The sequence below is a fragment of the Streptomyces sp. NPDC056883 genome (assembly GCF_042788835.1).
GTDB classification, from domain to species: Bacteria; Actinomycetota; Actinomycetes; order Streptomycetales; family Streptomycetaceae; genus Streptomyces; species Streptomyces stoeckheimensis.
Window position 1 is genome coordinate 180,700 of sequence record NZ_JBHUBS010000011.1, and the last position, 12,832, is coordinate 193,531.

The following is a 12,832-nucleotide window of genomic DNA, read 5'->3' on the forward strand; positions in this document are numbered from 1 at the left end:
GGCTTCCATCAGGGGCTCCGTCGGCCGGGTCGGCTCCCCCTGAGGGGGCGTCGTTCGGGGGGTCGGGTGTGGGGGGATCTCGAAGGTGCCTGTGGTCGATGTGGTGCGCGTGGGGTACATCGTTGCCTCCGTCATGCGAACAGCCGGCGCCAGGTTTCCGGGCCCGGGTAGCCGTCGGCCTCGGCGCCGCGCCAGCCCTGGGCGCGCTGGAACGCCTCGACGTTGCGGCGGTCGGCCTCGCCCCAGCGGGGGCCCGGTCCGGACAGGTAGTGCTTGCCGAAGCCCTTCTTCACCAACTGGCGGCCAAGGGCGGTGATGGACGGGTGGGACGCGCCCGGCCGGAAGAAGGACGCCCCTGGGAAGGCCGGCTTGCCCGCCGGGCCCGGTGCGCCGCCCGCGGTCGGCGGGATGTCCTTGCCCTGGTGCTGGGCGAGCAGCCGCCAGGTGTGCGCGCCCGGGATGCCGTCGGCGTCCGCGCCCGTCCAGCCCTGGGCGCGCTGGAAGGCCTCGGTCGCCTGCCGGTCGGCGTCGGTCCACTTCGTGCCGACGCCCTTCGGGTAGAAGCGCAGCCCGCCCCGGTCGGACAGCATCCGGCCGAGCTGCGCGATGTAGGCGTTGTCGGCGCCCGGCCCGAACTTCGACGCTCCGGGGAAGGTGGCCGAGACCCCGCCCGTGCCGCCGGGAGCGGGCGGCTCGCCGGTGACCGGGGGCTCGGGAACGACTCCGCCGGTCACCCCGTTGAACCGGTACGGGACGTACTTCACCGCGTTGTTCCAGTAGCCGTACGGCGTGGCCTGCTTCCGCGTGATCGGCCGCGTCTGCTCGTAGGCGACGTAGTGCGTGCGCGTCTCGTCCACCCACCCGCCGAAGAGCACGACGTGCGAGCCCTTGTTGGGGTCGGCCGGGTTGTGGAAGAGCAGCATGTCTCCCGGGAGCAGCTCGTCCTTCGTGATCCGGGTCGCGAACTTGTCGAGGCTGCCGGTCCATTCGTTCGTGCCGAGGTTCCACGCCATCGAGACGAAGCCGGAGCAGTCCTGCCGGTACCCGTCCGACCAGTACTGCTCCATGCTGTACGGGACCTGCGCGTCCAGCCACAGCTTCGCCCGATTGATGATCGTCGCCCGGTCGGTCCGACGGACCGCCGAGGGCGCTCCGGGCAGCCCGGCGGGCTTCGCGGTGGTGCCCTTCCCGCCCTTCGGCCCGTGCAGCGGGGCCCGGCCGCCCTGGGGGGTGCCCGGGTCGTCCAGGGCCACCCTGCCGCCGGGGCCCGGGGTGGCCGCAGCCACCGCGGCTCCCCCGCCGCCGCCGAGGACCACCCCCGCGGCGGTGGCGAGCACCAGCGCACGGCGGGCTCCGCGCGCGGCGGGGTGTCCGCCGTCGCGCAGCGGTATGGCCCGGGCGCGCGCGAGCGTGCGGCGGCGCTGGGCGCAGCCTTGGCACGGGCAGTCGCCGGTGGGTTCGTACTCCTCGAAGGAGGGCAGCGGCATCGGCGGCATCGCCTCGGCCATCGGCGTCACTTCGTACACATGCGTCGGAGGCTGCATCGTCATGCGGTTCCGTCCACTCCCCTGCTCGTCGCTGGTCGGCCGGGACCGCATCTGGCGGGGCATCAGATCCGGCCTGGCCCAGACATATCGTGCACGACAAAACCCCCAAACATGGGTTAATCGGACAGAACGCGCGCGGCTTGTCACGAGCACCCGCAGCGGTGGGGTAGAGTTTTCCCTGTCACCAAGCGCCGCTAGCTCAGTTGGTTAGAGCAGCTGACTCTTAATCAGCGGGTCCGGGGTTCGAGTCCCTGGCGGCGCACAGACGCAAAGAAGCCCCTCGCAGCGAAAGCTGCGAGGGGCTTCTTCGTGTCGGGCTCCGGTTCCGGGTCAGACCGCCGTTTCAGACCGCCGTTCCCGGGCGGACTCCGACGCCCGTCAGGTACGCCGACACCACCACATTGGCCGAGTACTCCTTGGCCGTCTTGTCGTAGGTGCCGCCGCAGGTCACCAGCCGCAGTTCGGCCCGGCCGCGGACCTTGGGCCCGTACGCCTTGGCGGGGTCGAAGTCCGCGCGCTCGTGGACCCGTACGTCCTCGATCGTGAACTCCGCCACCGAGCCGTCGGCCCGCACCACGCGGATCTTGTCGCCCGTCTTCGCCGAGCTCAGGCCGTAGAACACGGCGGGCTTCGACTTCGTGTCCACGTGCCCGACCAGCAGCGCCGTCCCGGCCGTGCCGGGCTGGGCGCCGCCGCGCCACCAGCCGACCGTGCCCGGGTTCTCGTACGGGGGCGGCTCGATCGCCCCCTTCGCATCGAGGTCCCGGACCATCACCGGGGCCTGCACCCCGAGGGACGGCACGTCGACCCGCGCGGGCGCGGCCGGCCCCAGCGGGGTGTGCGCCGCGGGCAGGCCCGGGGCGGCCGGCCCGCCGGCCCGGCCGGGCAGGGGTATCGCCACGCCGGTGATCTCACGGCCCCACAGCCACAGGCCGAGGACCAGCACCGACCAGGCCGCGAAGGTCAGCAGCCGGGAGCCGCCGGAGCTCCGCTGCTCCGCACTCATCCGATCACCCGATCATCCCGGTCACTCGCCGCTGCGGCGGCGGCGCAGGGTCAGCGCACGGCCGGCGACCGCGAGGGTGGCGGCGGCGGCGAGCACGGCGCCGATCACCGTGTGCGGCAGGCCCGGGCCGTCACCCGTGTGGCTCTTCTTCGCCGCCGCGGCGAGCTGCGCGGAGTCGGCGGACCCGGCCTGCCCGGCAGCCTTGGCGGCCTCCGCCGCGGACGCCGCCTTCGACTTCGCGGCGATCTCCTCGGACATGCCTCCGCCGCCCGCGTGGACGGGCCAGACGGGCGTGTGGTGGGGGTCGGGGCGGTGCTCGCGGCGGCGCTCGATCTCGATCGTGCCCCACTCGCGTTCGCCGCCGCGGCCGCCGCACTTGATCTTGATGTCGTGGCGGCCGGGCTCGGCCCAGGAGCGGATCATCGCGTCGCCCCACAGGGTGCGGCGGTCGTCGCGGCCGGTGGAGAGGCGGACCTCGGAGACGAAGACCACGGACTGGGCGACGGCCCAGTCGTCATCGCAGCCGCGGACGCGCAGTTTGACCTGCGCCCCCGGCTCCGCCGGATTGGGGTCGGCCGAGACGCTGCCGCGGTCCCGGTTCCAGTCCTCCTCCCCCGCGAAGGCGAAGGGAGCGGTCACGGCGGACAGGGCCGTCAGGGCGACGGCCACCCCGGTGACACGGAGAGCGATCAGATCACTGCGCATGGTGAACCTCCTCAACAAGGAGATTCACGCGCGGCGCGCCGCTCCGCATCCGGAGCGGCGCCCTCTTGGCCCGTACGTGTCAGCCGTACGCGCTAAACCAGATCGACCAGATCAGCGATGGAGGCGAACGTGTGGGTCGGCCGGTAGGGGAACTTCTCGGTGTCCTCGACCGACGTCAGACCGGTCAGCACGAGGAAGGTCTGCATGCCCGCCTCCAGCCCGGCCAGGATGTCGGTGTCCATCCGGTCGCCGATCATCGCGCTGCTGTGGGAGTGCGCGCCGATGGCGTTCAGCCCGGTCCGCATCATCAGCGGGTTGGGCTTGCCGGCGAAGTACGGCTTCTTGCCGGTCGCCTTGGTGATCAGCGCGGCGACCGCGCCCGTGGCGGGCAGCGGACCCTCGGCGGAGGGGCCGGTCTCGTCCGGGTTGGTGCAGATGAAGCGCGCGCCCGCGTTGATCAGGCGGACGGCCTTCGTCATGGCCTCGAAGCTGTACGTCCGGGTCTCGCCCAGGACCACGTAGTCCGGCTCGTGGTCGGTCAGGATGTAGCCGATGTCGTGCAGGGCGGTGGTCAGGCCGGCCTCGCCGATCACGTACGCGGTGCCGCCCGGACGCTGGTCGTCGAGGAACTTCGCGGTGGCCAGGGCCGAGGTCCAGATGTTCTCCACCGGGACTTCCAGCCCCATCCGGCTCAGGCGGGCCTGGAGGTCGCGCGGGGTGTAGATGGAGTTGTTGGTCAGCACGAGGAAGGGCTTGCCGGACTCGCGCAGCCGGTTGATGAAGGCGTCGGCGCCGGGGATCGGGATGCCCTCGTGGACGAGGACCCCGTCCATGTCGGTGAGCCAGGATTCGATCGGCTTGCGCTCTGCCACTGGACTGTTCTCCGCTCTCGGTGGCGTCTGACCTCTGTGACCTCTGGTCTCTACCACCTTATCCGGGCCGGGCCGCGGACGCGGTGGGCGTCCACGGCCCGGACCGTACGGTGGAACGGGCGGGTGCGAAGGTCCCGTCGGCCGGGTCCCGTCAGCCGGGTTTCGTCAGCCGAGCTTGACGTTGTCGACGGTCCAGTACCAGTTGTTGCTGCCTGCGTAGCGGAAGCGGACCTGGACGTCGGTGGCACCGGCCGGGACCTGGAGCGCGATCGACTCGGAACGGGCGACCGCGTCGGCGGTGTAGCTCTTGACGACCGCCGGGGTGCCGCCGTTGTAGGAGACCAGGACCTGGGCGGTCTGGCCGGCCTCGTGGTGGTAGTGCGTCTGGAAGGTCAGGTTGCGCGTGGTGCCGCCGGTGACCGCCCACTTGGGGGTGATGAGGGTGGAGTCGTAGGAGCCGGTGTGGCTCTTGTCGTCCCACTCGTCGGAGTCGGCGACGGCGAACACGTCACGGGAGCGGACGTTCAGCTCGCGCCACTGGTCGCGCTGCGCCTGGCTCCAGAACTCGTCGGTCGCGAAGGCCCATCCGGCCCACTCGGTGACACCGCCCGTGCCCATCTTGGAGTTGTCGACCGACCAGCCGGCCGGCGGGGTGTGCGTGAACCCCTTGGTGGCGGCCGGGATGCCCGTCTCGTCCACGCGCGCCTGGAGGTTGGGGCGCAGGGTGTCGAAGGGGTCGTTGTCGTCCGGGGCGCCCAGCGGGATGCCGTCGATCGCGGCTCCGGGCGTGACCCCGACCTGGGCGAGCGCGGTCGCCGCGACGTCGACGAGCTTCACGTCGCCCCGTACCGAACCGGCGGGAATCCCCGCGCCCTTGGCGATGACGAAGGTGCCGCGCTCCTGGATGCTGGAGCCGCCGTGGCCGCCGCCGTCGGTGTGGCCGTGGTCGGTGGTGACCAGGACCTTCCAGTTCTCCTGGGCGTAGGTCGGGCGGTTCTGGACTGCGGTGAGGAGCTGGCCGACGAGGACGTCGACGCGGGCGATGGTGTTCAGGTACTCCTGGCTCGCGGCGCCCGAGGAGTGGCCCGCGTGGTCGATCTCGCCGAAGTAGACGAAGGCGGCGTCGGGGTTCTGGTCGCGGAGCTCGGCGGAGGCCGCCGCGGCGATCTTCGGGTCCTCGCTGCCGTATCCGTCGCGGTCGCCCTTGAGGCTGAGGCGCTTGTCGACCTTGGCCGAGAAGATCGGGCCGTTCTGGTCGGTGGAGGTGATGGGCTCCCAGTCGGCGGCCGCGTAGGTGTTGAGCGCCGGGTTGGCGTTCTCGATGCGGGTCAGGAAGTCCGGGTAGGCCGTGTAGTTCTTGCCGGTGAAGGAGTTGTCCTTCACCCCGTGCTTGTCGGGCCAGACGCCCGTGGCGATCGTGGACCAGCCGGGGCCCGAGGAGGTGGCGGCCATCGGGTTCGCGTAGAGGGTGCTCTTGGCGGTCAGGCCCTGGGCCATCAGGCCGTTCAGGTTCGGGGCGTTGGCGACCTTGACGCGGTCCAGGACCGTGCCGTCGATGCCGATGACGAGCACCTTGTTCGCAGCAAGGGGCGCGGCGGCAGCCGCTCCGGTGGAGCCGCTGCTTGCAGCGGGGGCTTCGTCGGCGGTCGCGGCGTGGGCGCCGAGGCCGGTGGCGAGCAGGGCGGTGGCGGTGGCCGCCACGGCGAGGGTCCGTCCGGACAGGACAGTGGGCACGTACTCCTCCGGGAGTAATCGTGGGGAAGGCGCAGGGGACGTACGGGACATGCGGTCGTACGCGGCATGCGGTCGTGCGGGCATGCCGTCGTGCGGGCGTACGGTCGTGCGGCAACGCGAGCGAGCGTACGGCGGGCCCGGACCGAAGACGAGACTCGGTCCAGACCCGTTATCTATGCGTCACTATCCCGGTCGTGGGTGACCGGGAGGCGACCAGTCAGCTTCCGGTGGCCGACTTCCACGCGTCGACGTAGCCGGTGAGGTTCTTGTCGATGTCGGCCCAGTCCGGCTCGAAGATCTCGACTCCGGTCATGAGCTTGGTGAGCTCGACGGCGTTGGCGTCGGTGGGCTTGACGTCCGTACGGGCCGGGAAGCCGCCGCCGATGCCGCTGACCAGCGTCTGGGCGTCCTCGCTGAGCAGGTAGTCGAGGAGCTTCTTGCCGTTCTCGGTGTGCGGGGCCTTGTCGACGAGGCCGGCCGCGTACGGGAGGGAGAAGGTGGTGGGCTTGCCGCCGTCCTTGGCGGGGAACCAGATGCCGAGGTTCGGCATGGACTTGGACTGCGCGAAGTTCATCTGGACGTCACCGTTGGCGACGAGAAGTTCGCCCTTGTCGGTCTTCGGCGCGAGCTTGCTGGTCGAGGAGGACGGGCCGACGTTGTTGGCCTGGAGCTTCTTCAGGTACTCGTTGGCCTGGTCCTTGCCGCCGAAGTCGTGCATCGCCTTGATGAGCACGGCGGTGCCGTCGCCCGCGACGCCAGGGGTGGAGTACTGGAGCTTGCCCTTGTACTTGGCGTCCAGCAGCTCTTCCCAGGTCTTGGGGGCGGCCGGCAGCTCCTTCTTGTTGTAGATGAAGCCGAAGTAGTTGTTGACGACCGAAGTCCACTTGCCCTCGGAGGACTTGTTCGCCCCGTTGACCTTGTCGGCGCCCTGCGGGGTGTAGGCCTGGAGGAGGCCCTTGCCGTCGGCCTGCTGGATGAAGGGGGGCAGCGTGATCAGGACGTCGGCCTGCGTGTTGGTCTTCTCGCGGACGGCGCGCTGCACCATCTCCCCCGAGCCGCCCTCGACGTACTTGACCTCGATGCCGGTCTTCTTCGTGAAGTCGGCGAAGACCTTGTCGTACCAGCCGTCGCCCTTGTCGCTCTTGAGGCCGTCGGCGCTGTAGACGGTGACGACCTTCTCGCCGCCGTCCTTGGAGTCGGTGGCGGAGGAGGAGCCACCGCAGGCGGCGAGGCCGGCGGTGAGGGCGAGGCTGCCGGTGACGGCGGCGGTGATGCGGAGGAGTCTGTTGCTGGGCATGGAACTTCCTTACGGGGAAAGGGAGTCAGCAGGGGAATCAGCGGGGTGCAGCATTGGGGTACGGCGGTGCGGGATCCCGCGGTGTGGGGTCTAGCGGTACGTGGCCCTGGTGCGGACGCGGGAGACGGCCAGCAGGACCAGCAGGGTGGTGGCCATGAGGACCACGGCGACGGCGGAGCCGCTGAAGAGCGAACCGCGGTCGGTGGCCGTGAAGATCCGGACCGGGAGGGGCATCCAGTCCGGCGGGTAGAGCATCATCGTGGCGCTCAGCTCGCCCATGGACAGGGCGAAGCAGAGCCCGGCGGCCGCGGTGAGCGACGGCAGCAGGAGGGGGAGCTTGACCCGCCACAGCACGTACGCGGGGCGGGCACCCAGGGAGGCCGCCGCCTGCTCGTACGCGGGGTCGAGACGCACGATGGCAGCCGAAACCGACTGGTAGGCGAACGCCGTGACAAGAATCGTGTGCGCCAGGATCACGATCGAGCTGGTGCCGTTGAGGAGCAGCGGCGGCTTGCTGAAGGCGACGAGCACGGCGAGGCCGACGACCACGGACGGCACGGCGACCGGGAGCATGAACAGCGCGTCCAGGGAGCTCTTTCCGCGTTTGCGCAGACCGGCGGCGGCGAGCGCCGCCCAGGTGCCGACGGTGAGCGCGATCAGGCTGGCGGCCAGGGCGGTGAGCAGCGAGGTGGTCAGCGCCTGGAGGGATTCGCCCCGGACGGCCGCCGCGTAGTTCTCGGTGGTGGGGCCGGAGGGGAAGGCCCCGGACCAGTGCGTCGAGAAGGACGCGGCCACCACGACGAGCAGCGGCAGGGCGAAGAGGGGCAGGAAGAGGATGCCGAAGAGGCTCCAGGCGGCCCAGCGGCCGCTCTTGCTATGCACCAGCACGCTTGCTCACCACCCGGTAGAGGCCGAACAGGCCGACGGAGATCACGATGTTGACGACGGCGACCACGCAGGCGGCCGCGTAGTCGGATTCGAGGATCGCCTTGCCGTAGATGAGCATCGGGAGCGTGGTGACGTCCTTGGCTCCGGTGAACAGGACGATCCCGAACTCGTTGAGGCACATGACCAGGACGAGGCTGCCGCCGGCGGCGAGGGCCGGGAGGGACTCGGGGAGGATCACCCGGCGGATGATGCGGCCGGGCTTCGCGCCGAGCGAGGAGGCCACCTCCAACTGGGCGGTGTCCAGTTGGGAGAAGGCGGCGAGCAGCGGGCGCATCACGAAGGGCGTGAAGTAGGTGATCTCCGCGAGGAGGACGCCCCACGGGGTGGTGAGGAAGTGGAAGGGCCCCTCCGTGACGCCGAAGGTGTCGGTCCACAGGCCGTTGGCCATGCCGACGGTGCCGTAGACGAAGAGGAGGGCGAGGGTGATGAGGAAGGAGGGGAAGGAGAGGAAGACGTCGATGAACTTGGCGACGGCGCGGGCCCCGGGGAACGGGACGAAGGCGATGACCAGCGCGAGCGCGAAGCCGAGGACCAGGCAGCCGACGGTGGCGCCGACGGCCAGCCAGACCGTGGTGCCGAGGGCCTCGCGGAAGGAGTGCGAGGCGAACACCGAGGCGTAGGCGTCGAAGGCGCCGCCCCCGTTCTCGGGGGACAGCGACTGCTGGACGACCAGCGCGAGGGGATAGAGGAAGACGGCCGCGAGCACGGCGACGGGAGGCACGGTCCACAGCCAGCCGGGGACGCTACGGGGAGCACGTGCGGCCTTCCCCGCGAAGCCGTCGGGGGCTCCGGCCGGGCTTTCGGGGGTGCCGGGGGCAGGGCCTCGTACGGGCTGGTGGGGAATGACCGCGGCGCCGGGGCCGGTCGCCGGCCCGGGGGCGGGGGCGCGCCGGTCCGTGGCCTCAGCCATCGGAGACCCCCGCGGACAGGAGCACCGCGTCGCGCGGCTCGAAGTGCAGGGTGACGTGGTCGCCCAGCGCCGGGGTTTCGCGCAGTTCGGGCAGGTCCGCCTTGACCCGGTGGCCCTCGATGTCCACGTAGAGCCGGTGGGTCGAACCGCGCCACTGCACCTCGGTGATCGTGCCGGACAGGGCGTTGGGTCCGGCGCCGAGGCCGAGCAGGTGCGGGCGTACGCACAGGGTGGCGCCGGCGCCGACGGCCGCACGGCCGGGGTCGAGGGTGAGGGGGTGTCCGGCGAAGAGCGCGCCCCCGTCGGCGACGGTGACGGGCAGCAGGTTGGCGTTGCCGACGAAGGAGGCGGTGAACTCGGTGCGCGGGGCCCGGTACAGCTCCTGCGGGGTGCCGCAGTCCTGCAGGCGGGCCCGGTCCATGACGGCGATCCGGTCGGCGAGGGTGAGGGCCTCCACCTGGTCGTGGGTGACGTAGAGGATCGACACGTCGGGGAGTTCGCGGTGCAGCCGGGCCAGTTCGGCGAGCATCCCGGAGCGCAGCTGCGCGTCGAGCGCGGACAGCGGCTCGTCCAGGAGGAGGACCCCGGGGCGGATGGCGAGGGCGCGGGCGATGGCCACGCGCTGCTGCTGTCCGCCGGAGAGCTCGCGGGGGTAGCGCTTGGCGTAGGCCGCCATCCCGGTCATCTCCAGGGCCTCGGCGACGCGGCCGGGGATCTCCGCCTTGGGCGCCTTCTGCGCCCGCAGGCCGAAGGCGACGTTGTCCTCGACGCGCATGTGCGGGAAGAGCGCGTACTGCTGGACGACCATGCCGATGCCGCGCTTGTGCGGCGGGAGCGCGGTGACGTCCCGGCCGCCGATCAGGATCCGGCCCGCGGCGGGCCGGACGAAGCCGGCGACCGCGCGCAGGGCCGTGGTCTTGCCGGAGCCGGAGGGGCCGAGCAGCGCCATGACCTCGCCGGGCTCGACGGTCAGGTCGAGGGAGTCCAGGACGGTGGTGCCGCCGTAGGCGACCGAGACGGAGTCGAAGCGGATGCCGCTCACGCGCCGGGCTCCCGCTCCTGGTCCGACTGCGCCAGCAGGGCGGGGAGGTCGGCGACGGAGGCCAGGACGTGGGTGGCGCCGTGCTCGGTCAGGGCCGCGCGGTCGTGGGCGCCGGTGAGCACGCCCGCCACGATCCCGGCGCCGGAGCGGACGCCGCTGAGCATGTCGTACGCGGTGTCGCCCGCGACGACGGTGTCGCGTACGTCGGCCACGGCGCCGGTGCGCAGGAAGGCGGCCAGCACCATGTCCGGGTAGGGCCGGCCGCGGCCGCCCGCGTCGGCGGGGCACAGGGTGAGGTCGGCCAGGCCCTGCCAGCCGAGGGCGTCGAGGATGGCGTCCTGGGTGACGCGGGCGAAGCCGGTGGTCAGGACCACGGTGCGGCCGTCGGCGCGGAGCTTTTCGACGGCCTCGCGGGCGCCGGGGATCGGGGCGATGAGGCCGCCGTCGACGAGTTCCCCGTAGGCCTGCTCGAAGGCGGAGTTGGCACGCTGGGCGAGCTCCTCGGTGCCGAAGAGGTGGCGGAAGACGGAGATCTTCGACTCGCCCATGGTGTCGCGGACGTACTGGAGCTTCGCGGCGTGGTCGGCGCTGCCCGGCTCGACGCCGAGGCGCTCGGCGGCCCGCTCGAAGGCGCGCTCGACGAGGCCGCCGTCGGCGACGGTGGTGCCGGCCATGTCGAGGACGATCAGGCGGTGGGTGTCGGGGGTGTTCGTGTCGGTCATGGTGCTTACCAGCCCAGTTCGTTCGCGGTGGTTTCGGCTATGGCGGGCGAGCAGGTCATGCCCCGGCCGCCGGGTCCGGTCACCAGCCAGACGCCGTCGGCCACCTGCTGGCGGTGGACGACGCGGGTGGTGTCGGTGCACTGCGCGTACACGCCCGCCCAGCGGCGGCGGATCTGCGGCAGCGGGCGGCCCAGGAAGGACTCGACGACCTCGGTGAGGTGCACGTAGGGGTCTTCGAGGGTGTCGAACGCGAAGGGGTGCTCGTACTCGTGGGTGTCGCCGATGGTCAGTCCGCCGTCCTGCCGCTGCACCATCAGGAGCTGCATCTTGTGTGCGGCGGCGATCGGCGCCTGGGCCTGCTCGGCGTTGAGTTCGTCGAGGGCTTCGCTCGTGTAGGCGGGGTAGTAGCGGAAGCTGTCGGCGTCGGCGACCGAGGTCGTCAGGGGCTCGCCGAGCGGGGCGGTCTGCATCATCTGCAGCCGGACGCGGCGCACGGGCAGGTCGGGGACCAGTTCGCGGACCAGGCCGGAGAGCCAGGCCCCGGTGGCCAGGATCACGGCGTCGCCCTGGTGGACGTCGCCGTGGTCGTCGCGGACGGCTCCGTTCCCCACGACCTCGCGCACTTCCCGTCCCGGCAGGAAGGTGTAGCGGCCGGACGCCTTGAGGGCTTCGCGCAGGTGGAGCTGTGCGGTGCGCGGTTCCACGGCCGCGTCCCGCTCGCACCACAGGGCGGCCTCGAACGCGCCGCGCAGGGCGGGGTTGATCGCCCTGGCCTCCTCGGCGGTGACCAGCTTGTAGCCGCGGGCGGCGGCGTCGGCGCGGGCCACGGCGGCCTCGGCGACGGCGTGCTCGCGGGAGTTGCGTACCGGGGTCAGGGAGCCGATGGCGCGGAAGCCCAGGCCGGGCACCCGCTCACCGATCGCCTCCCAGAGCTCGCGGGCCCGCAGGGCGGTGTCGAGCTCCTCGCCCCCGGCCCGGCCACTGACCCAGATCTGGCCGAAATTGCGCAAGGACGCGCCGCGGGCCTCCGCTTCTCGCTCGATCTGGACGACCTCGTGGCCGCGTTCCACTGCTTGCCAGGCGTGCATGGTGCCTACCACGCCGCCTCCGACGACTATGACTCTCACGTGCTCCAAGGTGACGGCGGCCAGTGACCCGGGAGGATCCCCCGGGCGACGCTCCGGTGAACAGCCCCCGACGCTTGGACTAGACCCGTTACCGTTCCGTGATGCGAGTACGCCCCTTTTCTTCCTCTGCGGGTGCTTCGGGCGGGACTATTCGGGCTGCAGGTGGGTCGTGAAGCTGAACCGGTCACCACGGTAGAGAGAACGCACCCGCTCCAGCGGCCTGCCGTCCTGATCCCGGGAGAAACGGTGGATGAGCAGCATCGGGAGCGCGGGCGGGGTGCCGATCAGCAGGGCTTCGCGAGGGGTGGCGAGGACCGTTTCCAGCTTCTCGTCGGCGTCGCCGAAGGAGATGCCGAGGCTGTCGTGGAGGTATCCGTAGAAGGAGGAGTCCGGCTGGAAATCGACGTCGAGGCGGGGTGCGCGGGCGACCCGGACGTAGGTGCTCTCCAGTCCGACCCGCTCCTCGTCCGCGAGCAGCACCCGCTCCAGGTGCCAGACCGGCTCCCCGGGCTCGGCGCCGATGTCCGGGGCCACGGGGGCCGGGCAGGGGAAGCGTTCCAGGCCGATCAGGTGGCGGCCCGGGGTGCGCCCCTGGCGGCGTACGCCCTCGGTGTAACTCGCCAGCGACAGGGGCTGTTCGAGCTTCGGCCCGGCGGCGACGGTGCCGCGGCCCGAGCGGCGCAGCCGGCCCTCCAGCAGCAGCTCGCGCAGGGCCTGGCGGACGGTCTCGCGGGAGACCTCGTACTGCTCGGCGAGATCGCGCTCGGTGGGGAGGAGTCCCCCCTCGCCGAGCTCGTCGAGCAGCCCGGCGATGCGGGCCTTGACGGCGTAGTACTTGGGGATGCGGCCGTGCTCGGGGATGCCGGAGCGGACGGGCAGGCCGGGCTGGTGGTGGTGCGCGTAGGCGGTCGGTTCTTCCACC

12 protein-coding genes and 1 tRNA gene are annotated in these 12,832 nt (G+C 71.7%); 1 reads left to right on the plus strand and 12 read right to left on the minus strand.

Annotation, left to right across the window (positions count from 1 at the left end):
• Window positions 1–131 precede the first annotated feature (131 nt).
• Window positions 132–1,487 carry a peptidoglycan-binding protein gene (locus tag ACFRU2_RS25740; RefSeq protein ID WP_382976364.1) on the minus strand — a complete coding sequence of 452 codons (1,356 nt, stop codon included), beginning with the start codon at window positions 1,485–1,487 and terminating at the stop codon, window positions 132–134.
• Between the two features lie 248 nt (window positions 1,488–1,735).
• Here ACFRU2_RS25740 and ACFRU2_RS25745 point away from each other — a divergent pair.
• A tRNA-Lys gene (locus ACFRU2_RS25745) sits at window positions 1,736–1,809 on the plus strand.
• 81 nt (window positions 1,810–1,890) lie between these two features.
• Here ACFRU2_RS25745 and ACFRU2_RS25750 read toward each other — a convergent pair.
• From ACFRU2_RS25750 to ACFRU2_RS25800, 11 genes are all read right to left on the minus strand, one after another.
• A complete protein-coding gene (locus ACFRU2_RS25750; protein ID WP_382976124.1) occupies window positions 1,891–2,553 on the minus strand; it encodes a class F sortase in 663 nt (220 codons plus the stop codon).
• A gap of 21 nt (window positions 2,554–2,574) precedes the next feature.
• The gene (locus ACFRU2_RS25755; RefSeq protein ID WP_382976127.1) at window positions 2,575–3,258 is read right to left on the minus strand and encodes a hypothetical protein; all 684 of its coding nucleotides are present in this window, start codon (window positions 3,256–3,258) and stop codon (window positions 2,575–2,577) included.
• 92 nt (window positions 3,259–3,350) lie between these two features.
• The gene (locus tag ACFRU2_RS25760) at window positions 3,351–4,130 is read right to left on the minus strand and encodes an HAD-IIA family hydrolase (protein ID WP_382976129.1); all 780 of its coding nucleotides are present in this window, start codon (window positions 4,128–4,130) and stop codon (window positions 3,351–3,353) included.
• Window positions 4,131–4,295: 165 nt separating this feature from the next.
• Entirely contained in the window at window positions 4,296–5,915 is a 1,620-nt protein-coding gene (locus ACFRU2_RS25765; RefSeq protein WP_382976366.1) for an alkaline phosphatase family protein, read from the minus strand.
• Window positions 5,916–6,081: 166 nt separating this feature from the next.
• Window positions 6,082–7,161, minus strand: coding sequence for a 2-aminoethylphosphonate ABC transporter substrate-binding protein (locus ACFRU2_RS25770; protein WP_382976132.1), 1,080 nt, complete (start codon window positions 7,159–7,161; stop codon window positions 6,082–6,084).
• Between the two features lie 90 nt (window positions 7,162–7,251).
• Entirely contained in the window at window positions 7,252–8,049 is a 798-nt protein-coding gene (locus tag ACFRU2_RS25775) for an ABC transporter permease (RefSeq protein WP_250741184.1), read from the minus strand.
• Window positions 8,036–9,019, minus strand: a complete 984-nt coding sequence (locus tag ACFRU2_RS25780; RefSeq protein WP_382976134.1) for a 2-aminoethylphosphonate ABC transporter permease subunit — start codon at window positions 9,017–9,019, stop codon at window positions 8,036–8,038. The genes ACFRU2_RS25775 and ACFRU2_RS25780 overlap by 14 nt, the downstream gene beginning before the upstream one ends.
• Entirely contained in the window at window positions 9,012–10,061 is a 1,050-nt protein-coding gene (locus tag ACFRU2_RS25785) for an ABC transporter ATP-binding protein (RefSeq protein ID WP_382976137.1), read from the minus strand. Before ACFRU2_RS25785 ends, ACFRU2_RS25780 begins: the two co-directional genes overlap by 8 nt.
• On the minus strand, window positions 10,058–10,783 hold the full coding sequence (locus ACFRU2_RS25790) for a phosphonatase-like hydrolase (RefSeq protein WP_382976140.1): 726 nt from the start codon (window positions 10,781–10,783) through the stop codon (window positions 10,058–10,060). The genes ACFRU2_RS25785 and ACFRU2_RS25790 overlap by 4 nt, the downstream gene beginning before the upstream one ends.
• Before the next feature lie 5 nt (window positions 10,784–10,788).
• Entirely contained in the window at window positions 10,789–11,910 is a 1,122-nt protein-coding gene (locus ACFRU2_RS25795; RefSeq protein ID WP_382976142.1) for a TIGR03364 family FAD-dependent oxidoreductase, read from the minus strand.
• 147 nt (window positions 11,911–12,057) lie between these two features.
• Window positions 12,058–12,831, minus strand: coding sequence for a GntR family transcriptional regulator (locus tag ACFRU2_RS25800; RefSeq protein WP_382976145.1), 774 nt, complete (start codon window positions 12,829–12,831; stop codon window positions 12,058–12,060).
• Between the last annotated feature and the right edge of the window lies 1 nt (window position 12,832).

Bases quoted from the DNA above. Each gene is read 5' to 3' on its own strand.
- ACFRU2_RS25740 (WP_382976364.1), bottom strand. From the start codon at position 1,487: ATGCCGCTGCCCTCCTTCGAGGAGTACGAACCCACCGGCGACTGCCCG.
- ACFRU2_RS25750 (WP_382976124.1), bottom strand. From the start codon at position 2,553: ATGAGTGCGGAGCAGCGGAGCTCCGGCGGCTCCCGGCTGCTGACCTTC.
- ACFRU2_RS25755 (WP_382976127.1), bottom strand. From the start codon at position 3,258: ATGCGCAGTGATCTGATCGCTCTCCGTGTCACCGGGGTGGCCGTCGCC.
- ACFRU2_RS25765 (WP_382976366.1), bottom strand. From the start codon at position 5,915: ATGTCCCGTACGTCCCCTGCGCCTTCCCCACGATTACTCCCGGAGGAG.
- ACFRU2_RS25770 (WP_382976132.1), bottom strand. From the start codon at position 7,161: ATGCCCAGCAACAGACTCCTCCGCATCACCGCCGCCGTCACCGGCAGC.
- ACFRU2_RS25780 (WP_382976134.1), bottom strand. From the start codon at position 9,019: ATGGCTGAGGCCACGGACCGGCGCGCCCCCGCCCCCGGGCCGGCGACC.
- ACFRU2_RS25790 (WP_382976140.1), bottom strand. From the start codon at position 10,783: ATGACCGACACGAACACCCCCGACACCCACCGCCTGATCGTCCTCGAC.